Origin of the sequence: Flavobacterium sinopsychrotolerans, assembly GCF_900110375.1 — a bacterium.
GTDB classification, from domain to species: domain Bacteria; phylum Bacteroidota; class Bacteroidia; order Flavobacteriales; family Flavobacteriaceae; genus Flavobacterium; species Flavobacterium sinopsychrotolerans.
This window is the reverse complement of record NZ_FODN01000006.1, coordinates 39,654-61,924: the sequence shown is the minus strand read 5'-3', so window position 1 is coordinate 61,924 and position 22,271 is coordinate 39,654. Positions and strand designations below refer to the sequence as shown.

General features: G+C 33.2%; 17 protein-coding genes. 11 read left to right on the top strand and 6 right to left on the bottom strand.

The features are described from left to right. Window positions 1–41: 41 nt before the first annotated feature. A complete protein-coding gene (locus BMX64_RS11345) occupies window positions 42–2,447 on the bottom strand; it encodes a YfhO family protein (protein ID WP_091171925.1) in 2,406 nt (801 codons plus the stop codon). Between the two features lie 48 nt (window positions 2,448–2,495). Further along, on the bottom strand, window positions 2,496–2,777 hold the full coding sequence (locus BMX64_RS11340; RefSeq protein ID WP_091171923.1) for a DUF4834 family protein: 282 nt from the start codon (window positions 2,775–2,777) through the stop codon (window positions 2,496–2,498). A gap of 124 nt (window positions 2,778–2,901) precedes the next feature. On the opposite strand from BMX64_RS11340, the gene BMX64_RS11335 reads away from it, so the two are divergent. Together BMX64_RS11335 and BMX64_RS11330 are read left to right on the top strand one after the other, a co-directional pair. After that, on the top strand, window positions 2,902–3,837 hold the full coding sequence (locus tag BMX64_RS11335) for a transporter (RefSeq protein WP_091171921.1): 936 nt from the start codon (window positions 2,902–2,904) through the stop codon (window positions 3,835–3,837). A gap of 21 nt (window positions 3,838–3,858) precedes the next feature. Then, the gene (locus BMX64_RS11330) at window positions 3,859–4,977 is read left to right on the top strand and encodes a GTP cyclohydrolase (RefSeq protein ID WP_091171919.1); all 1,119 of its coding nucleotides are present in this window, start codon (window positions 3,859–3,861) and stop codon (window positions 4,975–4,977) included. Between the two features lie 110 nt (window positions 4,978–5,087). Here the strand turns inward: BMX64_RS11330 and BMX64_RS11325 are convergent, their stop codons facing one another. Both BMX64_RS11325 and BMX64_RS11320 read right to left on the bottom strand, forming a co-directional pair. Further along, window positions 5,088–5,555 (bottom strand): hypothetical protein, encoded by a 468-nt coding sequence (locus BMX64_RS11325; RefSeq protein WP_091171917.1) that lies wholly within the window; start codon window positions 5,553–5,555, stop codon window positions 5,088–5,090. A 106-nt stretch (window positions 5,556–5,661) separates the two neighbouring features. Beyond that, complete coding sequence (locus BMX64_RS11320; protein WP_091171915.1) at window positions 5,662–6,924, bottom strand: cysteate-C-fatty acyltransferase; 1,263 nt, start codon at window positions 6,922–6,924, stop codon at window positions 5,662–5,664. A gap of 246 nt (window positions 6,925–7,170) precedes the next feature. Here BMX64_RS11320 and BMX64_RS11315 point away from each other — a divergent pair, with 246 nt between their 5' ends. From BMX64_RS11315 to BMX64_RS11305, 3 genes are all read left to right on the top strand, one after another. Further along, window positions 7,171–8,454 carry a DUF2157 domain-containing protein gene (locus BMX64_RS11315; RefSeq protein ID WP_091171913.1) on the top strand — a complete coding sequence of 428 codons (1,284 nt, stop codon included), beginning with the start codon at window positions 7,171–7,173 and terminating at the stop codon, window positions 8,452–8,454. Next, on the top strand, window positions 8,444–9,004 hold the full coding sequence (locus tag BMX64_RS11310; RefSeq protein ID WP_091171911.1) for a GDYXXLXY domain-containing protein: 561 nt from the start codon (window positions 8,444–8,446) through the stop codon (window positions 9,002–9,004). Before BMX64_RS11315 ends, BMX64_RS11310 begins: the two co-directional genes overlap by 11 nt. Before the next feature lie 63 nt (window positions 9,005–9,067). Then, window positions 9,068–9,853, top strand: coding sequence for an NYN domain-containing protein (locus BMX64_RS11305; RefSeq protein WP_091171908.1), 786 nt, complete (start codon window positions 9,068–9,070; stop codon window positions 9,851–9,853). Here the strand turns inward: BMX64_RS11305 and BMX64_RS11300 are convergent. Beyond that, the gene (locus tag BMX64_RS11300; RefSeq protein ID WP_091172195.1) at window positions 9,850–12,228 is read right to left on the bottom strand and encodes a hybrid sensor histidine kinase/response regulator; all 2,379 of its coding nucleotides are present in this window, start codon (window positions 12,226–12,228) and stop codon (window positions 9,850–9,852) included. The genes BMX64_RS11305 and BMX64_RS11300 overlap by 4 nt on opposite strands. Before the next feature lie 176 nt (window positions 12,229–12,404). Between BMX64_RS11300 and BMX64_RS11295 the strand changes: the two genes are divergently transcribed. The 5 genes from BMX64_RS11295 (at window position 12,405) to BMX64_RS11275 (ending at window position 19,280) form a co-directional block, all read left to right on the top strand. Continuing rightward, window positions 12,405–13,913 (top strand): FMN-binding glutamate synthase family protein, encoded by a 1,509-nt coding sequence (locus tag BMX64_RS11295; protein WP_091171906.1) that lies wholly within the window; start codon window positions 12,405–12,407, stop codon window positions 13,911–13,913. A gap of 1,333 nt (window positions 13,914–15,246) precedes the next feature. Next, window positions 15,247–15,825, top strand: coding sequence for a non-canonical purine NTP diphosphatase (locus BMX64_RS11290; protein WP_091171904.1), 579 nt, complete (start codon window positions 15,247–15,249; stop codon window positions 15,823–15,825). Window positions 15,826–16,027: 202 nt separating this feature from the next. Then, window positions 16,028–17,953 carry a DEAD/DEAH box helicase gene (locus BMX64_RS11285; RefSeq protein WP_091171903.1) on the top strand — a complete coding sequence of 642 codons (1,926 nt, stop codon included), beginning with the start codon at window positions 16,028–16,030 and terminating at the stop codon, window positions 17,951–17,953. Window positions 17,954–18,039: 86 nt separating this feature from the next. Further along, window positions 18,040–18,807, top strand: a complete 768-nt coding sequence (locus BMX64_RS11280; RefSeq protein WP_091171902.1) for a carboxypeptidase-like regulatory domain-containing protein — start codon at window positions 18,040–18,042, stop codon at window positions 18,805–18,807. A 134-nt stretch (window positions 18,808–18,941) separates the two neighbouring features. Further along, window positions 18,942–19,280 carry a DHCW motif cupin fold protein gene (locus BMX64_RS11275; protein WP_091171900.1) on the top strand — a complete coding sequence of 113 codons (339 nt, stop codon included), beginning with the start codon at window positions 18,942–18,944 and terminating at the stop codon, window positions 19,278–19,280. A 262-nt stretch (window positions 19,281–19,542) separates the two neighbouring features. On the opposite strand, the gene BMX64_RS11265 is transcribed toward BMX64_RS11275, so the two are convergent. Continuing rightward, a complete protein-coding gene (locus BMX64_RS11265; protein ID WP_091171895.1) occupies window positions 19,543–21,006 on the bottom strand; it encodes an aminoacyl-histidine dipeptidase in 1,464 nt (487 codons plus the stop codon). A gap of 109 nt (window positions 21,007–21,115) precedes the next feature. Here BMX64_RS11265 and BMX64_RS11260 point away from each other — a divergent pair, with 109 nt between their 5' ends. Further along, window positions 21,116–22,177, top strand: a complete 1,062-nt coding sequence (locus tag BMX64_RS11260; protein ID WP_091171894.1) for a DUF3810 domain-containing protein — start codon at window positions 21,116–21,118, stop codon at window positions 22,175–22,177. The last annotated feature ends 94 nt before the right edge of the window (window positions 22,178–22,271 follow it).

The following is a 22,271-nucleotide window of genomic DNA, read 5'->3' as shown; positions in this document are numbered from 1 at the left end:
ATAATTTAAAATCTAAAATCAAAATTCGTTAATCAACAATCTTAAATCTTTTTCTTCCTTTCGAAATAAATCCCGCCTAATAGAAGCAACAGCATTCCTATGGAACTTATCAACGTAATCATGCTTCCAGTTTTTATCACTTGAGGTTCAAACTTGAATTCAATAGTTTGTTTTCCTGCTGGAATATTTAAAGCTCTTAAAACGTAATCAACTCTAATATGATCTACACTTTTTCCATCAATATACGCATTCCAACCTTTTCCATAATACATTTCAGAGAAAACGGCTAAACCTTCATTTGAATTGTTAGATACATATTTCAAGTAGTTAGGTTTGTAATTTTCTAAAGTTATAGTCGCTGAACTATCTTTGACGAAAGCCGTATTTTTAATTTGAAAATCTTTACTATTTACAACCGCCACATTTTTAGAATCCAAACTATCCAACGCCTTCATTTCTTCATCAGCAGAATTGACCAATTTTACTTGGCTCACAAACCATGCATTTCCATTAACATCCGGATTTGATACTGGGAATTCTTTTCCTTCTTTGTCTTTTTGGATAACATACTTAACATTAAGCATATTAAGCACTTCTATATTATTTTTGGAAATCTGATAATCAATCAATTGCTGCATTCTTCTAGGTCTTACGGCGCTGTAACCACCAATAGATTTATGAAAATAAGAAGCTCTTGCACCCATGATATCGCCTACTTCAAAAACGCGGTAATTAGCGGTGTCTTTTAGAATCTCAGTATCCGAAGGTGACTCTTGAAAAGGCACTTCAACTTGACTTCCGCTTACAAAATCTTTCCCGGAAACATATTTTTTATCCACAAAAAACAAATCAGACACCATCAATAAACCTACAATTATAATGGCAGTATTTTGAGCAAATCTATCTTTAATAAACAACCATAAAACGCCGGATGTCAACACGATAAAAAAGCCTGAACGCAATAAATCAGCGCTATACAAACTCATTCGATCCAGCTTAAGCGCATTTACAAATTCGGGACCGTAACTTTCTTGAAAATAAGCATCGTTTCCTCCAGAAAAGCTGAACATACTTTTGCTTAAAAATAAAATCAAAATAATTCCTAAACCTAAAATTGTCGTTTCATACAATGCTTTCCATTGCAGTTTTTTGTCTAATCTGAAGAAAGACTGCAATCCCATAATAGCCAAAACGGGGAAACACAATTCCAACACAACTTGGATTGAAGATACCGCTCTGAATTTATCATACATTGGAACATAATCAATAAAAAAGTCCGTCAAAATAGGGAAGTTTTTACCCCATGAGAGAACTAACGCAACTATTGAACCGGATAGAAATACATATTTAATTTTGCGTTTATCGATAAATAAAGCCAAAATTGCCAAAAAGAATACTACGATTCCAATATATGCAGGAGCTGCCACAATAGGTTGATCTCCCCAATACGTTGGCATTCCCGAAACAAAATCAGTTGCCTGATCTTCTGGGACTCCCTGACCTATCATGAATTCATACATATTACTATCTTTGCCAACAGCCTCATTATTTGAACCCCCAAAAAGTCGGGGTGCAATAAGATTAAAACTTTCCATCACTCCATAACTGTACTCCGTGATATAGTCCTTAGACATTGAAGAAGTAGTTTCGTTTTTTGAACCGTTTGGATTGAAAGTCAATTCGCTTTTTCCACGAATACTAAAATCAGCATACTCAGAAGTGGCTAATAGATTCGTAGCATTGGCACCAATAGCTAAAATTCCTGCTGCTGCTAATATTCCAAACGAATACAACAAGGATTTGTATTCCTTCTCTTTTACTTGCTGATATAAAAAATAAGCGGAAAGAATCAATAGGAAAATCAATAAGTAATAGGTCATTTGGAAATGATTCGCATTGATTTCTAATGCTGTCGCAAAAAGCGTAATCAAACCTCCCAGAATATATTTTTTTTGAAACACCAGAATAAATCCGGCAATAACCAACGGCATATAAGCAATTGCATGCGCTTTCGCATTATGACCAACTCCAAGAATAATAATCAAATAAGTAGATAAGCCGAAGGCTAATGCTCCAAAAAAGGCTTTCAAAGGATCCACTTTTAAAACGAGCATCAAACCATAAAACCCAAGAAAATATAAAAATAAATAATCAGCAGGGCGCGGTAAAAATCGTAAAGCATCGTCTATTGCTCCAATATAATCATGTGGGTATTTTGCTCCCAATTGATACGTTGGCATTCCACCAAAAGCTGAATTAGTCCAATACGGTTCGATATCATCCGTGGCTCTAAAGTCATTTTGTTCTTTAGCCATTCCGGTGTACTGCACGATATCAGACTGGAAAATTTGTTTTCCTTGCAACACGGGATAAAAATAAAGGAGAGAAATTACAACAAAACCAAGTATGGCAAGGGCGTGCGGATAGAACCTATTTATTATTTTCAATTTAAAAAAGTTTGGATTAGAGTAAAAAGCTTGTTAATAACGACAAATTTAATCTATTTCTTCGTAATCAACATAATCCCCCACTTTTTTGGTTTCGCGCGGATTTTTGGTATTCTCTATATTATAAATTATTTCATCCTTAGACTGGGTTTTCTTCCAAGTAGTTTGTTGCTGATATTGCTGCTGTTGCTGAAAATTTTGCCCCGCTTTTTCAACTACTTTTTTAACCAGTAAAGGCAAAAATAATTTTGCCAAAAATCTGAAAATATAGTAGAAAGCAATCATATAGAATATTGCTTTTATAAAACCAGTAAAAGAAGCTGTTTGCATAAATATGTAATTTTTTTCAAAAATAATAAATCCAACGTTCAAAATTAAAATATCATTCTTAAATAAATAATAAAATATAGTACATTTGAAAAGCGTTATTACTTTTTTAACTCAAATAAATACTATGTTCAAATTCAAAACCTTACTTATTGTGCTCCTTTTCGCAATACCAAGTCTTCATTATGGTCAGCATACAGATGTAATCAATTCAAATAGACCGGGAGAAACAATGTCAGCTTTTTCAGTAGGAAAATCTGTCATACAAGTTGAAACTGGAATTTATGGTATAAAACAAAAGCATGATTTATTGAATTATGATTCCAATGGATTTGGAGCTGACTTTATGGTAAGATGGGGATTATTTAGTGAAAAACTAGAATTAATTGCTGACTTACAATATCAAAATGAAGAAGTCACCGCTCCTTTTATGATAACTAAAAAAGGTGCATTAAAACAAACCGTTTTAGGAGCAAAGTATTTATTATATGACCCTTTCAAAAACTACGAAAAAAAAATAAATCTTTATAGCTGGAAAGCCAATCACGGTTTCAGATGGCGCCAATTAATCCCTGTTGTCTCCGTATTTGCAGGTGCTAATCTTACTTTTTCAGACAATCCATATTATTTCTCGACAGAAGGTCAGATTTCTCCAAAAATCATGTTGATTACTCAAAATCATTTGGGCGACGGAAAATGGGTTTTTGTAACCAATATTATTGCCGATTATATTGGAACTGATTTCCCAAGTTATGGCTATGTATTGACTTTAACAAGAGGTTTTAATGACAAATGGTCTGGGTTCATAGAGAATCAGGGCTTTAAAAGTGATTATTATAGCGATTCAATTCTAAGAGGTGGAGCTGCCTATTTATTAAACAAAAACATGCAACTTGATGCTTCCGTAAGCACAAATTTTAAAGACACTCCCTCTATCCTCTATGGCGGAATAGGTTTTTCTTGGCGATATGACGGTAATTATAAAGAAGTGAGAATGAATATAGACAAGGGAGATTCAAAAAGTAAAGCGATGAAAAAAGCAAAAAAGGTAAAAAAGGGATAAACATAGAATTTAAAAAGCACAATGATTACTATAAAAGAAGCCAAAACAAAAAGTGAACTAACTGATTTCATCAAATTTCCTTTTTCTTTATACAAAAACAATAAAAATTGGGTACCGCCATTAATTGCCGAAGAACTCGAAGGATTTGACAAAACTAAAAATCCTGCTTTTGAGACTGCAGAAGCATATTTTTACGTTGCCAAAAAAAATACTGAAATAGTCGGTAGAATCGCTGCAATCATCAATTGGAGCGAAGTGAATGACCAAAAAAAGATGAAAGTCCGTTTTGGCTGGTTTGATGTTATTGACGACATTGAAGTTACCAAAGCACTTTTAGAAAAAGTATATGAATTGGGTCGAAAAAACAATTTAGAATATGTTGAAGGTCCAATGGGCTTTTCAAATCTAGATAAAGTAGGTGTTCTAACCGAAGGTTTCGACGAAATGGGAACCATGATTACCTGGTATAATAATCCATATTACGCCACTCATTTTGAGCAATTAGGTTACATGAAAGAGAAGGAATATATAGAAAGTAAATTTCCTTTTGCAAACGTAAAGCCTGAATTTTTTGAAAAGGCAAATGATTTAGTAAAACGAAGATATCAATTAAGTCCACTTAATTTCAAAACTACTAAAGAAGTAATGCCTCATGTGGACAAAATGTTTGATTTATTCAACGAGTCTTATGCTTCTTTATCCTCTTTTGTAGCTATTTCAGACACACAAAAAGAATATTTCAAGAAAAAATATATCAGTTTCATCAATCCTGAATTCATCAAGTTTGTAGAAGATAAAGACCATAATATTGTTGCTTTTAGCATTGTAATGCCTTCCTTTTCAGAAGCGTTACAAAAATCAAAAGGAAAATTATTTCCGTTTGGATTTCTGCATTTGCTCAAAGCAAAAAAACAAAGCAAAGATGTGCTTTTCTATCTTATTGGTGTTCTCCCTGAGTACCAAAATAAAGCAGTTACAGCAATCATTTTTAAAGAATATTACGAAACTTTTAAAGAAAAAGGCATAATCAATTGCTTCCGAACCCCTGAATTAGCTGACAATATAGCCATTCATAATTTATGGAAACATTTTAATCCTATAGTTCATAAACGCAGGTGCACTTTTAAAAAAGAATTATAATTGAGTTACATATTACAATAAAACTAAAAAATCCATCAACGTATGCTGATGGATTTTTTAGTTTTATAACACTCGATAGTTCTGAAAAATCAAAAACTACTTTTGACAATCTACTTTTGACAATCTACTTTTGACAAAACTATATTTCCATCAAATTTTAATTGTTTTTTATCCTTGAAAATCACTTGCCCTTTATTGTCATCAATTACATCACCAAAGCCTTCGACATACGTATTTCCCTTTTTCAAGAAAGCTACTTTTCGCACTGATGAGACACCTTCGGACGTGAAAGTATAATCCGCATAAAGTGTATCTCCTTTTATTTCTCCAACAATTGTCCCCATATTTTTATCTTTCTCATAAAAATCATAACTTAAATTTCCAGAGGAAAACTGACCGTTTTTTATATTCAAACTCAATGAAATAGTATCTTTTTTAAGGATTACTCGGTAACATTCTTCGGATACAGATTCTTTGACCACTATTTTTTCTAATGGGATGGGAACTTCTTCTTTTTCTTTTTTACAAGAAATAAAAACACTCATCAAAATAAGACCTAATAAAATTACTTTTTTCATCCATTTTAAATTTTAATTTTATAAATATACCATTTATTCCCTGAATATATTTCAAAAAAAAACCATCAGTCTTCACTGATGGTTTTACATATAAACTTAAATCAGACTAAGCGTCCAAATCAACCTTAGTTCTGTTTGCAATCTCTTTATAGGTTCCATTTTCTAATTTTTCACGAATTGCTTCAAAAGCAACTAGCGTTTCATCAATATCAGATAGAGTATGTGAAGCTGTAGGTATCATTCTTAATAAAATAATTCCTTTTGGAATAACAGGGTAAATCACAATCGACAAGAAAATTCCGTAATTTTCTCTCAAATCATTTACCATAACCATTGCTTCGGGCACACTTCCTTCAAGATAAACTGGTGTAACACAAGTATTTGTATCTCCAATATTGAAATTTCGGGAACGCAATCCGCTTTGTAAAGCATCAACATTTACCCAAAGTTTATCTTTTAGTTCTGATGAATTTCGCAACAATTCCAATCGTTTCAGCGACCCAATAGTTTGAATCATTGGCAATGCTTTAGCAAACATTTGTGAACGCAAATTGTATTTTAAATAATCAATAATGTCTTTATCCGCAGCTACAAAAGCACCAATATTTGCCATCGATTTTGCAAAAGTCGAAAAATAAACATCAATATCATCCTGAACGCCTTGCTCCTCTCCAGCTCCAGCTCCTGTTTTCCCAAGTGTACCAAAACCATGCGCGTCATCAACCAACAAACGGAAATTATATTTTTCCTTCATGGCAACAATTTCCTTCAATTTTCCTTGTTGTCCACGCATTCCGAAAACACCTTCGGTAATAAATAGAATACCTCCACCATTTTCTTCTGCTAATTTTGTGGCACGTTGCAGGTTTTTCTCCATGCTTTCAATATCGTTATGACGGTACGTAAAACGTTTTCCCATGTGCAGACGAACTCCGTCAATAATACAAGCATGTGCATCTACATCATATACAATCACATCATTTTTAGTAACTAAAGCGTCAATGATAGACACCATCCCTTGGTAACCAAAATTCAACAAATAAGCTGATTCTTTCATTACAAAATCCGCCAATTCATTCTCTAATTGCTCGTGATATTTAGTATGCCCACTCATCATACGGGCTCCCATTGGGTAAGCTGCGCCATATTGAGCAGCTGCTTCCGTATCTGCTTTACGAACTTCGGGGTGATTAGCAAGACCTAAATAGTCATTCAAACTCCAGTTCAAAATATCTTTTCCACCAAACTGCATTCTTGGACCTAACTCACCTTCCAATTTAGGAAAAACAAAATAACCTTCTGCTTGCGAAGCCCATTTTCCTAATGGCCCTTTATTGTTTTGAATCCTTTCGAATAAATCTTTTACCATAATATATCAAGTAATAATTTTAATTTTAAGAAGTTGCAAAAATAATTATTTAAATTTTATAAAGGACTTGAAAATAAATTTATTTTTCAGGCTTTATTATAATGAGTATCAGGAGCTATTTCCTGCTCTACACTATATCTTTTATGCCGAAAAAAAACGGCACAAAAGGATACCGCTTCGATCAGGGCTAAAAAAAATGATTCCAATGATAAACTTTGTATATTTGAATCGTAGAAAACATAGTTTATGTCTGACAAAATAAAAAACGAACTGCAAGAACTACTCCATGCCAATGTAGTTACTGCAGAAACAGCTGAAAAAATCCGAGATTATTTCCATCAGAAAGAAGCGGAAAATCAAAACAAACTCTCCTCTGTTTTTGGAATTTTGGGAGCAATACTTGTTGGACTTGGAATTATTCTTGTTTTTGCACACAATTGGGATACTCTTTCTCGACTCACTAAAGTAATACTATCTTTTCTCCCACTTCTAATTGGCCAGATTTTTTGTGGCTATTCTCTTTTAAAAAAATCCGCAAGTACGGTTTGGAGAGAAACAGCATCCGTTTTTTTATTCTTTGCCATTGGCGCAAGCATTTCATTAGTTGCTCAAGTGTATAACATTCCTGGAGATTTAGATTCTTTTATAATTACTTGGATGCTATTGAGTTTGCCTCTGGTTTATGTACTTCAATCCTCTATAGTTTCACTTTTATATATTGCAGGAATTACGTATTATGGCTGTAATGCTAATTACTTTACCTATCCAAGTACTCATTCTTTTTTATATTGGTTGTTGCTGTTAGGAATCGCTCCACATTATTATCAACTGGTAAAAACCAAAGCATTAAGCAACTTTACACTGTTTCACAACTGGTTTATTTCTATATCAATTGTAATTTGTCTCGGTACTATTGCTCATAAAAATGGACATTTACTGTATTTGAGTTACATGAGTTTGTTCACGATTTTTTATTTTATTGGTAAAACGACATTCTTTGACCAGCAGAAATTAAAGAATAACAGCTTTCTCATCGTTGGAAAATTAGGAATACTTTATCTGTTATTGCTGTATAGTTTTAAATGGTTTTGGGATAAATCTTTTTACAAAACGGATTCATTAGCGGAAACATTGCTATCGATAGAATTCATAATTGCTTTACTACTGACAGTCCTTGCTGCAATACTATTTTACAAGAAAAATAGTAAAACAAATTTTAAAGAAGTTTCACTTTTAGAATTGGCATTTTTAACTAATATCCTTCCTTTTATTACTGGCTATGAGTTTTCGATAATAGCAAATATATTGGTATTATTCATTGGCATCTTCGAAGTCAAACGCGGCATCAAACTAAATCATCTCGGAATATTAAATTTTGGATTACTCCTTATTACTATTCTTATTACGTGTCGTTTTTTTGATACTAATTTAAGTTTTGTCATTAGAGGAATCCTGTTTATTACAATAGGATTAGGATTTTTCTTGACTAATTATTTCATGCTTAAAAAAAGAAACCGAAATGAAAAATAAGAAAATCGCATTCCTAATTTTCATATTGATTGTTACAGCACAATTATATGTTCCTTTGCAAATGATCTTCAATCAGGAAGATATCATAAAAACCGGAACTGAATTCAAATTCCAGACGGTTCCCGTTGACCCATACGATCCTTTTAGAGGGAAATACATTACATTATTCTTTAAAGAAAGGGAAATCACAGTAAACAATGCCACTAAATGGCGTAGCGGTGAAACTATTTTTGCAACCATTAATATGGATAAAAAAGGGTTTGCCAAAATCAGTTCCATCTCTAAAACCAAACCAAAAAATAACGAATCGTATCTAAAATTAAAAATTGGATTCGCGTTGAATAACAACAAAATAGCAATTGATTTTCCTTTTGATCGATTTTATATGAATGAAAATATTGCACCAAATGCAGAGAAAATCTATCAGGAATTCTCCATCAAAAAGAAGAACGAAACTTACGCGCTCGTTGCTGTAAAAAATGGAGAAGCCGTGATCAAGGATGTACGTATCAATGAAGTTTCGATTAAAGATTTGGCTTCAAAAAAATAAAAAAAAATACAATTAAAAAGAATAATCTGTACCTTTAAATACGAAAATTACAACATTAATAAAATGTCACAAGATACAAAAGAATTAAAATTGGCCGTTCTCATTGACGCTGACAATGTTCCATACAGCAATGTAAAAGGAATGATGGAAGAAATTGCTAAATTTGGTACACCCACCACCAAACGTATTTACGCCGATTGGACTAAACCGAATGCCGGAGGCTGGAAAAGTGTTTTACTGGAACACGCCATTACACCTATTCAACAATACAGTTATACGGTTGGGAAAAATTCTTCGGATTCCGCAATGATTATCGACGCTATGGATTTATTGTATTCCGATAAAGTAGATGGTTTTTGTATTGTTTCCAGTGATTCTGATTTTACACGTTTAGCAATTAGACTAAGAGAATCCGGAATGAAAGTTATTGGAATTGGGGAACAAAAAACACCAAATTCATTCATTGTAGCCTGCGACCGTTTCATTTATATAGAAGTTTTAGATGGCGCCATTAAGAAAAAAGCAAAAAAGCGTACTTCAGACACTAAAAAACCTGTTGGAAAACCTATTGAGAAACCCGTTGAAAAATCATTAAATAAAATAGATTCAGATACAATAGAACTTATTGAAACCTCCATAGAAGATATATGTGATGATGATGGCTGGGCATTTCTTGGAGATGTAGGAAACCTAATCGTAAAGAGAAAACCGGAATTCGATCCAAGAAATTATGGCTTTTCTAAATTAACACCAATGCTAAAATCATTAACTGATATTTTAGAAATCGACGAAAGAGATTCCGATAAAAAAGGAATCAAACACGTTTATGTACGATTGCGTTTTAGTTAAACTAATTTTTTAACCGCCTCATATAAAGTTTCTTTCTTTATTGGTTTAGACAAATAATCATTCATTCTTATTTCCTGAACACGATCTTTTGTAGTTTCCATAACATCGGCGGTAACTGCAATAATGGGAATATTACTGTTGTGCACACCAGCTTCACCATTTCTGATAGCAATTGTTGCTTCATAACCATCCATGATTGGCATTTGCAGATCCATTAATACAATATCAAATTGATTTATTTTAAATGCATCCAATGCTTCCTGACCATTATTGGCATAAACAACTTTTGTATTCAGCCATTTCTTTGTAATCATTTTTATCACCATTTGGTTGATGGGATTGTCTTCGACTACTAAAATGGATTTCCCTCCCAAATCGTAAACGACAACTTTAGAAGGAGTCTCAACCTTTCTCTGCTCTCTTGACACATCAAAATCAATTGTAATAATGCAAGTCGTCCCTTCGTTGATTTTACTGTCCATTTCAATAGTTCCGTTTTGCATATCGACCAAAGTCTTCACGATATAAAGTCCTAAACCAAGTCCACCAAATTTTCGCTTATTATCAATATTATTTTGAGAAAAAGAGTCAAAAATACTTTTCATTTTATCTTTTGGAATACCAACGCCAGAATCTGAAACAGTCAAAATCAAACTGGCTTTATTTCCCTCTTTCAACTGGCACTCCACATGAAATTTGACAAATCCTTTAGTTGTAAATTTCATGGCATTATTCAATACATTATTCACAACCTGAACCAATCGATTAACATCCCCGATTACTAAATCAGGAAAAGTACCTGACTTAGAAAACTGAAATGCTAATCCTTTATCTTCGGCTCTATTGATGGCATTATTCTTTAAATTCTCCAAAACCTGCACAGGATCAAATTGGTTCTTTTCAAGTTTTAATTCTCCTTTCTCGATTTTAGAAAAGTCTAAGATATCATTCACAGAGCTTAATAAACTATGAGAAGAGTACTTTATGATTTGGCAATTTTTTCTGATTTTATCATCCTGAACTTCATTAGAAATAGAATCAATTAAATTCATAATAGCGTTCAGTGGCGTTCGTAATTCATGACTGATATTCGACAGGAAATAGGATTTTAAATCATTCATTTCCTCCGAGCGAATCAAAGCCAGTCGATTGAGTTCGTTTTTCTCGTTTTTTAAATTCCGAATCAAATTCGCCATCGAAAGTGAAAGAAAAATAACCTCTAATCCAGTCCCTAATTTCGAACTGTTTTGCGTTAAAAATGAATTGGGTATTTGACCAAAATTATTGAGAATAAATATTCCGAAACCCATGATTAAAAAGAAGATACCCACGGTAAAAAACGAATCAACTTTCTTTTTTTTATAATACAAATAAATAACCGAGGTAATAATTAGAATCAGAATCAACAACCCTAATACATTTGCCAGTGGATAACTTATGGGTAAAGCTGACGGAACGAAAAGGATGAAAATTATTAATACAAAAGCTAACATATAAACGACATTAAAAAGATTGTAAATAGTCCTATTATATCTTTTTATATTCAAGAAAACTTCGCTGTATTTCCCCAGTAAAAAACCGGCAATCATAGCAAAAAATAATACAGCCCGTAAAGAAAACCAACCACCTTGCGGCGTTACAAACTCATAAAAATAGCCATCTAAAGAAAATTGCATTAAGCCGATAAAAATTACATACAAACTATAATACAGGAATGTTTTTTCGCGTAAAGCAAAATAAAAGAAGAAATAAATGATGGATACTATTGCTAAAATTCCGTAGAAAATCCCAAAAATTAATTGCTCTTGTGAAACTGATTTTATAAAACTTTCAGACGAATATAATTTTAATGGCATTTTTATTACTTCACCGTCACTCTTGAGATGCAAGAATAATTGCAAACTGGATTTTGGGGCTATCTCGATTTTAAAAATAGTCTTGCGATTATCAAAACTACGCTCGGAATACGGCATATTATCTCCACTAATCTTGGTAGTCATTTTTCCTGAGGTATCAACAATAAATAATTCTACTAAATCTGTTATTGGACGTGCCGTTTCCAGATAATAATTCAGTTTTGAATTTGTTAGATTCTTTATTTCTGTTTTTGACCAAAAATTATTTTGAGTAAATCCTAAATCATCATTTTCAGTAAGGAGTTTTTTGGAATTCAGGGTATTGTAATTGGCAATAACATAGTTAATGTCTAAACTTCTTTGCCCTACATCTGCAATTGCGGTGTGATTATGCAAAGAAATTTCTTTAGGAATTGTATCACCATTAAAGACATATTGCGAATAAGTGTTTGAAAAGAACAAGATGAAAAATAATAATTTCAAAATAGCACAAATCTGTTTATAGTTTTTTTGACTCATGTTTAATAAATTGTGATTAAGCAACATATATACGTTAGGTAGAATATTTTAGTTTTCCAACCGCATGATAATTTTATATTTTTTTCGTGAAATAAAACAATTCCTATCAAATAACAGAATTAAAAGTCGAAAATATTTAATATTCTTAGTATTTTAGGGGCTGAAACAACTTTACAATGAGACAAAAATTTTTCGTTTTAGGAATATCCGCACTTATTATTACCGCTGTCATTTATTACTATTTCAATATAGGATTGCTTTTTATGGCGATATTGATTGCATTATTAGTAGTGGGTTTTGCCAATGCTTCACAACACAAACATACCATTTTGAGAAATTTTCCTGTTTTGGGTTATTTCAGATATTTATTCGAAATGATAGCTCCTGAGATTCAGCAATATTTTATAGAACGTTCCACCGATGGAAAACCATTTTCGAGAAACGAACGCTCCCTTGTGTACCAAAGAGCTAAAAACATTGACTCCAGTACTCCTTTTGGAACACAACTAAATTTAAACCAACCCCATTATGAAGGAATCAAACATTCTATTTTCCCCGCAATAGTCAATGAAGAGCTTCCTCGCGTTTTAATTGGTGGATCTGATTGTACACAACCATACTCAGCTTCATTGCTAAATATTTCTGCAATGAGTTTTGGTTCCTTGAGCGAAAATGCTATCGTGGCACTCAACAAAGGAGCACAACAAGGAAAATTCTATCACAATACCGGCGAAGGAGGGTTAACCCAATTCCATCAACAAGGAGGCGATATATGTTGGCAAATAGGAACCGGATATTTTGGTTGCCGCGATGACAGAGGTGGTTTTGATGGAGGAAGATTTACTGAAAAAGCAAATTTACCAGAAGTAAAAATGATAGAAATCAAATTATCACAGGGCGCAAAACCAGGTCATGGAGGTGTTCTTCCTGCAGCAAAAAATACGGTGCAAATTGCTAAAATAAGAGGTGTTTTACCTCATACAACAATCCTTTCGCCACCAAGCCATTCGGCTTTTCAAGACATTAAAGGTTTAATTGATTTCATAGCAAAATTACGTGAGTTGTCTAACGGAAAACCAATTGGTTTTAAATTATGCATTGGAGATACCCGAGAATTTGAAATGATTTGCCAAGAAATGATTACTCAAAACTGCTTCCCTGATTTCATCACCGTTGATGGTGCTGAAGGAGGAACAGGCGCTGCCCCACTAGAATTTGCCGATGGGGTAGGAATGCCATTTGAGCCAGCACTTATTTTTGTTAATAAAACGTTAGTTCGTTTTGGGATTAGAGACAAAATCCGAATCATTTGCAGTGGCAAAATTATATCTGGCTATTCCATTCTAAGAGCAGTTGCACTTGGTGCTGACATTTGTAATAGCGCACGTGGATTTATGTTTTCTTTGGGTTGTATTCAAGCATTGCGATGTCATAATAACACATGTCCTACAGGAGTTGCTACACAAGACAAAATGCTGATGAAAGGATTAGTTGTACCTGATAAAGCAGAACGCGTTTATCATTTTCATAAAAACACTTTACACTCGGCTAACGAACTTCTTGCAGCAGCAGGTAAAAATAGTTTTGCTGAAGTTGATATTAATATATTTATGCGAGGTGATGAATTTGCTCATTTATCAGATTTGTATTTCCCTGATAATTTAAAAAGTGTTAGAAAACACTAAAATTAACAAAAAAGGAGGTCTTTTTAAAGGACCTCCTAATGTAATTCTGATTTACCAATACTAACTCATACCGTTACTGATATGGTCAATTATGAGTTATTAATCTCATTGTGAAATTAACATTCTCAAGTAATTAATCAAAACCACAATCAAAGATACAATTTTAACCAATCAAATGTATTGAAAATCAACTATTTACAAATAAATTAACATATTCATTTATAGGTTATAAATTTCGTTATAATTATTACTTTCAAAGGAAGTATTCTAGTAGCTCTATTTTCTGAAAATTGAATTAGAAAGCTATTCAAACCAAATATAAGATTTTAGTATACAAGCATAAAAAAAGGAGGTCTTTTTATAGACCTCCAGTTTAGACTTTGGTTTGTTATTATCAGCTTGAACCTTTCGATACAACTAACTATCAAATACGCTACTCTTTGCAGATGGCTATATTCAAGAACAAAGCAAAATCATACTCAAAGATAAGACTAATTACATCTATAACAAACTTGAAATAAAAACTTTAACTAATAATTAACTAATTGATTTTTAAGTATTTAAATTAATTAAAACATTAAAAAACTTATCCACTGATTTATTACATTTAAATAAATTTCAGTAAATTTCCTTGAAAAATTTCAAAAAATTGAAATTGATATTTTAAGATAAAATCACAAAAAAAGGAGGCCTTTTTAAAGGGCCTCCTAATATGGACTTTGGTTTGTTGTCATCAGTTTATATCTTTCGATACCACTAATTATTAAATACTCTTGTCCTTGCAGATGGATATATTCAACAATAAACCAAAACCATACCCAAAGATAGAACTATTTTAAAAACAAACAACTGACATACAGACATTTAACAAATAATTAAGTTGTTTATTTTAAACATTAAAAAAATTACAATCAATAAATCAACTCATTCCGGTCAGTTACTATGGATCATAAGAGTAATTAATATGATATTGACATAAAAAAAGGAGGTCTTGTTAAAGACCTCCAATTGTTAATTTCGATTTATCATTATCAACTCTACCGTTCAGTACAATTGACTATCTGAATATTATCACCATACACTGGCGAATTATTCAAGTGATCAATCAAAACTACACTCAAAGATAGATATAAAACATACATAAACACATGCAAAACAGCAGTTTAACTTTGGTTTAACAATTTGATTTTCAACACTTTAAAATACAACTGTTTTTATGAAATGTATTTCTCATACGAACACAACTCAAATTTAAAATCGAATAAATAAAAAACGTTTACATAAGAACCCTTAAGATATAGAAAATGTATATTTGAAAATTAAAACTAAAAAAATGCAACTCGTTTTCGCTTCTAATAATAAAAATAAAATCCAGGAATTACAAAGCATGCTTCCCGAAACTATAACCATTGTGAGTTTAGAGAGCATCGGCTGTTTTGAAGATATTCCAGAAACTGCTGATACTATTGAAGGCAATGCAATCCAAAAAGCAAATTATGTTACTGAAAAATTCGGATATGATTGCTTTGCTGATGATACGGGACTAGAAGTGGACGCTTTGAATGGCGAACCAGGTGTTTTCTCCGCTCGCTATGCTGGCGAACAACGCAATGCAGATGATAATATGAATAAATTATTAGTGGCCTTATTGGATAAAAATAATAGAAAGGCACAATTTAAAACGGTTATTGCACTAAATTTAAACGGAAAACAACACCTTTTTACGGGAATTGCAAAAGGTGAGATTACTTTAGAAAAAATTGGAAATCAGGGTTTTGGCTATGATCCTATTTTTCAGCCAGAAGGATTTCCTGAAACATTCGCCCAATTATCTTTAGACATAAAAAATAAAATCAGTCACAGAGGAAAAGCGACACAACAATTGATCACTTTCTTGAAAGAGACTAAATAACTATTGAATACAACATTTTTACAACAAAATATTAAATTTCAAGTCATAATTTCACACTCAATTGTCCAAATCGAAACCTCAAATTTGCAAATAAAAATATAACTTTCTGATAATCAAATTATAATAAATCATTAAATCTTAAAATAGCATTAGTTTATATGAATTATAAACAGTAATTTTGCACCCTATTTTAAAAATACATATGAATAAATTTGAACAATTAGGATTGAGTGAATCGTTACTGAAGGCGATTTTAGATCTAGGATTTGAAAATCCGACCGAAGTACAGGAGAAAGCGATTCCCCTATTATTGGAAAAAGACACAGATATGGTTGCGTTGGCTCAGACAGGGACAGGGAAAACGGCAGCTTTTGGTTTTCCAGTTATTCAGAAAATTGATGCCAACAACAGAAATACACAAGCATTAATTTTATCTCCAACACGCGAACTTTGTTTGCAGATTACCAACGAAATTAAAAACTACTCTAAATACGAAAAAGGTATTAATGTGGTAGCAGTTTACGGTGGAGCTAGCATTACAGAACAAGCGAGAGACATAAAGAGAGGCGCACAAATTATTGTGGCAACTCCAGGAAGAATGCAAGACATGATCAATAGAGGATTGGTAAACATCTCTCAAATCAACTATTGTATTCTTGACGAAGCTGACGAAATGTTGAATATGGGTTTCTACGAAGATATCGTAAACATCCTTTCGACTACGCCAGACGAAAAAAACACATGGTTATTCTCTGCAACAATGCCTGCTGAAGTAGCACGTATTGGAAAACAATTCATGAAAGATCCAATTGAAATTACAGTTGGAGCTAAAAACTCAGGTTCAGCTACAGTTTCACACGAATTTTACCTTGTTAATGCTCGTGACCGTTATGAAGCTTTGAAACGTTTAGCCGATTCTAATCCAGACATTTTCTCAGTAGTTTTTTGTCGTACCAAAAGAGACACACAAGCTGTTGCTGAAAAATTGGTTGAAGATGGATACAGCGCTGCTGCATTGCACGGAGATTTATCTCAAGCGCAACGTGATGGTGTAATGAAATCTTTTAGAGGAAGACAAATCCAAATGCTTGTAGCAACTGACGTAGCTGCACGTGGAATTGACGTTGACAATATTACTCACGTAGTAAATTATCAATTACCTGACGAAATCGAAACATACAATCACCGTTCAGGTCGTACTGGTCGTGCTGGAAAATTAGGTACTTCTATTGTAATTGTTACTAAAAGTGAATTGCGTAAGATTTCTTCAATCGAAAGAATCATCAAACAAAAATTTGAAGAAAAAACAATTCCTTCCGGAATTGAGATCTGTGAAATCCAATTGCTACACTTAGCTAATAAAATTAAAGACACGGAAGTTGATCACGAAATTGACACTTACCTTCCTGCAATTAACAGCGTTCTTGAAGATTTATCAAAAGAGGAATTAATCAAGAAAATGGTATCGGTTGAATTTAATCGTTTTATCAATTACTATAAGAAAAACAGAGATATTTCTAATCAAGCTTCAGGTTCTGAAAGACGTGAGCGTGATGACAGAGATGGTGCTCCAAGAGAAAACAACAATGGTGGTGCGACAAGATATTTCGTGAATATAGGTTCTAGAGATAACTTTGATTGGATGTCATTGAAAGATTACTTGAAAGAAACATTAGACTTAGGTCGTGATGATGTTTTCAAAGTAGACGTAAAAGAAGGTTTCTCTTTCTTTAACACAGATCCGGAACATACTGACAAAGTGATGGAAGTATTGAATAACGTACAATTAGAAGGACGTAGAATCAATGTTGAAATTTCTAAAAATGATGGTGGCGGAAGACGTGATCACAATGGAAGAAGTTCTGGCGGAAGTTTTGGTGGCGGAAGAAGTTCAGCCCCAAGAAGAGAAGGAAGTTTTGCTCCGAGAAGAGAAGGTTCAGGCGGATTTAGAAGCGACAGAAGTTCAGCTCCTAGAGAAGGTGGATTTGGCGGAAGAAGTGATGCTCCAAGAAGAGAAGGTGGTTTTTCATCTGACAGACCTAGAACTGAAGGTTCATCTGACAGAGCACCGAGACGTTCTGAAAGCTTTGGTGATTCACCAAGACCAAGAAGACCGAGAAGAGACTAACAAGTATTGTTAATTTTCTTATAATTATACTGGAACTACAAAATATTTAATCCTGTTTTATTACTTTTAAAGTCTTAAATCAGTATATGAAATATTTTGTAGTTTTCTTTTTTTTAGTACTATCGGCAACTGCTTTTGCGCAAGTTAAAGAGCCCTCCCAAAAAGTTAATGGTATCATCATCAGTAATACTACCAGACAACCATTATCAAGTGTAAATATCATTAATGTCAATAAAGTTAGAGGTGCAACCACTGATTCGGGAGGATATTTTGAAATAGATGTTCAACTGAACGATACCTTACATATTACCAGTTTGGGATTCCAATCGCTTCGCGTACGCGTCACCAATGACTGGATCAAAAATAAAAGCACCAAAATACAACTTACTGAAAAAGCCATTGCGCTAGAAGAAGTGGTCATCCGCCCTTTTAATCTGACCGGATATCTAGAAGTTGACACTAAAATCATTCCTGTAAGAGAAAACTATCGTTATAGTATTTCCGGATTGACTCAAGGATATGAAGCTGGCGAATATTCTCCAAATGCGTTTGGAAAAGTTCTTGGGTCTATCTTTAATCCAGCCGATATGTTGTATAATTTCTTTGGTAACAATCCAAAAGAGCTCAAAAAACTCAAAGAAATGAAGAAAGATGATACCGTGCGTAATCTTCTGGAATCAAAATTTGACAGAGAAACTATAGCCGTACTTTTAGGTATTGATAAAAATGAAATCCCTGAAATTTTACAGCGTTGCAACTACTCGGAATCCTTTATAAAAACAGCTAACGACTTACAGATTATGGACGCCATTAGTGGCTGTTATGAAGAATATAAAGTTTTAAAGAAAAAATAAACATTACTATTGAATCAAAGTTTACACTTTTATAAAAAATTAAACCATTCCTCAATTCTAAAAGAAATTGGGGAATTTTATTTTGGAGTGATACCATTTAAATCAAAATTTCAACAATTTAAAAAGTAAAATGTATGTCTACTATACCTTTTCAAACTATTGATTGGGATTCAATAGAAAAAATCGAACATATCGGTACAACAGGAATTGCGCATTGGCAAACAAAACAATTAGGCGGACTTAGAATTCGCAAAGTAACCTATTCCAAAGGGTATGTAGCAAATCACTGGTGTCAAAAAGGACATATTGTTCATTGTCTTGAAGGAGAATTTATCAGTGAATTAGAATCCGGAGAACAAGTCCAGCTTTCTAAAGGAATGACTTATATCGTCTCAGACAATGAAAGTTCGCATCGGTCTATAGCCGCTAATGGTGTCGAATTATTAATCATCGATGGGGATTTTTTGAAATAATATTTAACACAAATCAAAAATATTATATACATTTACCTACTTCAAGAATTAAAAACAAAACCTAAATACCCATATCATGGCAAAAAGTCAAGACGCAAAGAAAACGGCGAAAAAAGAGCCTTTAAAAACGGCTAAAGAAAAGAAAGAAGAAAAAAGAGATAAGAAGAACGCTCCTAAAAGAGACTAATTTTTTAAAAGTTTTCAGTCCCAGTTTTCAGTTTACCTTATTATAAGACTGAAAACTGCGACTGAAAACTAAATACTATTTCACCGGAATATTGGCTAAAATTTCCAATACAAATTTCCAAAATTTCTGAGAAGAGGAAATACTCGCTCTTTCATCAGGGGAATGTGCACCGTGAATCGTTGGCCCAAAAGAAATCATATCCATATCTGGATAATTAGTTCCCAGAATTCCACATTCTAATCCGGCGTGACACGCCACTACTTTTGGTTTCTCACCGTTTTGTTTTTCGTAAATTGGAACTAAAACATCCAAAATCTCTGATTCAGAATTCGGTGTCCAACCTGGATACGCTCCAGAAAATTCTACTTCGCAACCCATTAATTCGAATGCAGAACGCAAGGCATTAGCCAAATCAAATTTAGATGTTTCAACAGAAGAGCGCGTTAAACATTGCACTGAAAGTTGTCCGTCTCCAACAATTACTTTGGCAATATTATTTGATGTTTCTACTAAATCGTCAAAATCAGCACTCATTCTGTACACTCCGTTGTGAGCAGTATACATCGATCTTACAAAGTAAAACTGAGCAATTGTCGGCATTACTTTAGCAGGAGTTGCCTCCATTTTCTCAAAAACAACTTCTAAATTTGGCTCCGTTGTTTTAAACTCTGTTTTGATTTCGTTTACAATTTGCTGCATATCAAAAACAAAAGCTTCATCATACACTTCGGCAATAATTACTTTTGCCTGACTTTCACGAGGAATCGCATTACGTAAACTTCCTCCTTTTATTTCTGAAATTTGCAAACCAAAATTATCAAAACCATCAAACAATAATCGGTTCATGATTTTATTGGCATTGCCCAACCCTTTGTGAATATCCATTCCAGAATGCCCACCTTTCAATCCTTTTACGGTAATCGTATATCCAACAGATCCTTCCGGAGTTTCCTCTTCATCATACTCAGCAGTAGCTGTTACATCAATTCCCCCTGCACAACCAATGTCGATTTCATCATCCTCTTCTGTATCTAAATTCAAAAGAATTTGACCTTGCAGAATACCTCCTTTTAAGTTCAACGCTCCAGTCATTCCTGTTTCTTCGTCAATAGTAAACAAAGCTTCTATTGCAGGATGTGGAATATCCGTACTTTCTAAAATTGCCATGATAGCCGCAACTCCAAGACCGTTATCAGCACCAAGAGTTGTTCCGCGAGCACGAACCCAATCTCCATCTACATACATATCGATTCCTTGTGTATCAAAATCAAAAACGGTATCCGAATTTTTTTGGTGCACCATATCCAAATGTCCTTGAAGTACGATTGCTTTTCGGTTTTCCATTCCAGCAGTTGCCGGTTTGCGGATGATTACGTTGCGAATTTCATCTTCAAAAGTTTCCAATCCTAGATTATTTCCAAAGTTTTTCATGAACTCAATTACACGCTCTTCTTTTTTAGAAGGACGAGGCACGGCATTCAAATCGGCAAACTTATTCCAAAGTGCTTTTGGTTCCAGATTTCTTATTTCCTGACTCATTTATTTTTGTTTGAGGTTTAACATTTACAAGTCCCAAAGTTACAAAGTTTAAATTCGGTATGATAGTAATTGATATTGTAATTATATTTACATTTCCAAAATTCAAACATTGAAAACAAAATATTTCCTTTCCTCCTTCCTACTGATCCAAATACTGCTTTTGCAAATAATTCCCTTTTACCCGAAACAGATAGAAGATTGGTACAGCAATGGTTTTTATCCGATTCTTTCGTTATTTTCGAGAAGTGTTTTGGGTGGAATTCCTTTTTCTGTAGGTGACTGTCTTTATTTTATTCTTATTTTATTTATTTTAAAATGGATTTGGAACAAACGAAAAACCTGGAAATCCAATTGGAAAGACACTGTTTTGAGCATCTTGAGTTTTGTTTCAATTTTTTACTTTTTGTTTCATGTTCTTTGGGCATTGAATTATTACCGCGAACCGCTTTTTGAAAAAATGGAAATTCAAAAAGACTATTCGGATGCTGATTTATTGGCTTTCACCAAAAAAATAATTGCTAAAACCAATGCTGTACATTACCAAATCACAAAAAACAACAGCTTGAAAGTGGTATTTCCCTACTCACAAGAACAGGTTTTTGAAATGAGTCTGAATGGATACAAAAACTTATCTGTTGAACATCCTTATTTCTCCTATTCAAAGCTAAGCACCAAGAAATCACTGATTAGTTTGCCGTTGACCTATATGGGTTTTGGAGGTTATCTCAATCCGTTTACCAATGAAGCGCAGGTTAATTATTTGGGCCCAATGTATAGTTTTCCGATGACTACCAATCATGAAATGGCACATCAGATGGGTTACGCAAGCGAAAGTGAATGCAACTTTATTGGGTTTTTAGCTTCTGTAAAAAATGATGATTTATACATTCAATATTCAGGATATAGCATGGCTTTACGCTATTGTTTAGGCAATTGGCAAGCCCGAGATGAAACGATTTACAAACAATTATTAAAAAATGTTCATCCCGGCATTTTGAAAAATTATAAAGAAAGTGAACATTTCTGGAAACAATACGATACGATTATTGACAAAGGTTTCCATGCTTTTTACGACCAATTCCTCAAAGTAAACCAGCAAAAAGACGGCATGGAAGGATATAGTAAATTTGTGAATTTGATGGTGAATTATTACAAAGAAAAGGATTTTTAGTCCTAACGTTTGAAAGTCAAAAGTCTTAAAGTAAAATGACTATCTTTTTAATACTAATTTTTGAGATAGATTTAAATATTCACAAAGAGATACA

Bases quoted from the DNA above. Each gene is read 5' to 3' on its own strand.
- BMX64_RS11275 (WP_091171900.1), top strand. From the start codon at position 18,942: ATGTCTACTATACCTTTTCAAACTATTGATTGGGATTCAATAGAAAAA.
- BMX64_RS11300 (WP_091172195.1), bottom strand. From the start codon at position 12,228: ATGAGTCAAAAAAACTATAAACAGATTTGTGCTATTTTGAAATTATTA.
- BMX64_RS11330 (WP_091171919.1), top strand. From the start codon at position 3,859: ATGATTACTATAAAAGAAGCCAAAACAAAAAGTGAACTAACTGATTTC.
- BMX64_RS11315 (WP_091171913.1), top strand. From the start codon at position 7,171: ATGTCTGACAAAATAAAAAACGAACTGCAAGAACTACTCCATGCCAAT.
- BMX64_RS11285 (WP_091171903.1), top strand. From the start codon at position 16,028: ATGAATAAATTTGAACAATTAGGATTGAGTGAATCGTTACTGAAGGCG.
- BMX64_RS11295 (WP_091171906.1), top strand. From the start codon at position 12,405: ATGAGACAAAAATTTTTCGTTTTAGGAATATCCGCACTTATTATTACC.
- BMX64_RS11290 (WP_091171904.1), top strand. From the start codon at position 15,247: ATGCAACTCGTTTTCGCTTCTAATAATAAAAATAAAATCCAGGAATTA.
- BMX64_RS11320 (WP_091171915.1), bottom strand. From the start codon at position 6,924: ATGGTAAAAGATTTATTCGAAAGGATTCAAAACAATAAAGGGCCATTA.
- BMX64_RS11325 (WP_091171917.1), bottom strand. From the start codon at position 5,555: ATGAAAAAAGTAATTTTATTAGGTCTTATTTTGATGAGTGTTTTTATT.
- BMX64_RS11335 (WP_091171921.1), top strand. From the start codon at position 2,902: ATGTTCAAATTCAAAACCTTACTTATTGTGCTCCTTTTCGCAATACCA.
- BMX64_RS11265 (WP_091171895.1), bottom strand. From the start codon at position 21,006: ATGAGTCAGGAAATAAGAAATCTGGAACCAAAAGCACTTTGGAATAAG.
- BMX64_RS11340 (WP_091171923.1), bottom strand. From the start codon at position 2,777: ATGCAAACAGCTTCTTTTACTGGTTTTATAAAAGCAATATTCTATATG.
- BMX64_RS11280 (WP_091171902.1), top strand. From the start codon at position 18,040: ATGAAATATTTTGTAGTTTTCTTTTTTTTAGTACTATCGGCAACTGCT.
- BMX64_RS11310 (WP_091171911.1), top strand. From the start codon at position 8,444: ATGAAAAATAAGAAAATCGCATTCCTAATTTTCATATTGATTGTTACA.
- BMX64_RS11305 (WP_091171908.1), top strand. From the start codon at position 9,068: ATGTCACAAGATACAAAAGAATTAAAATTGGCCGTTCTCATTGACGCT.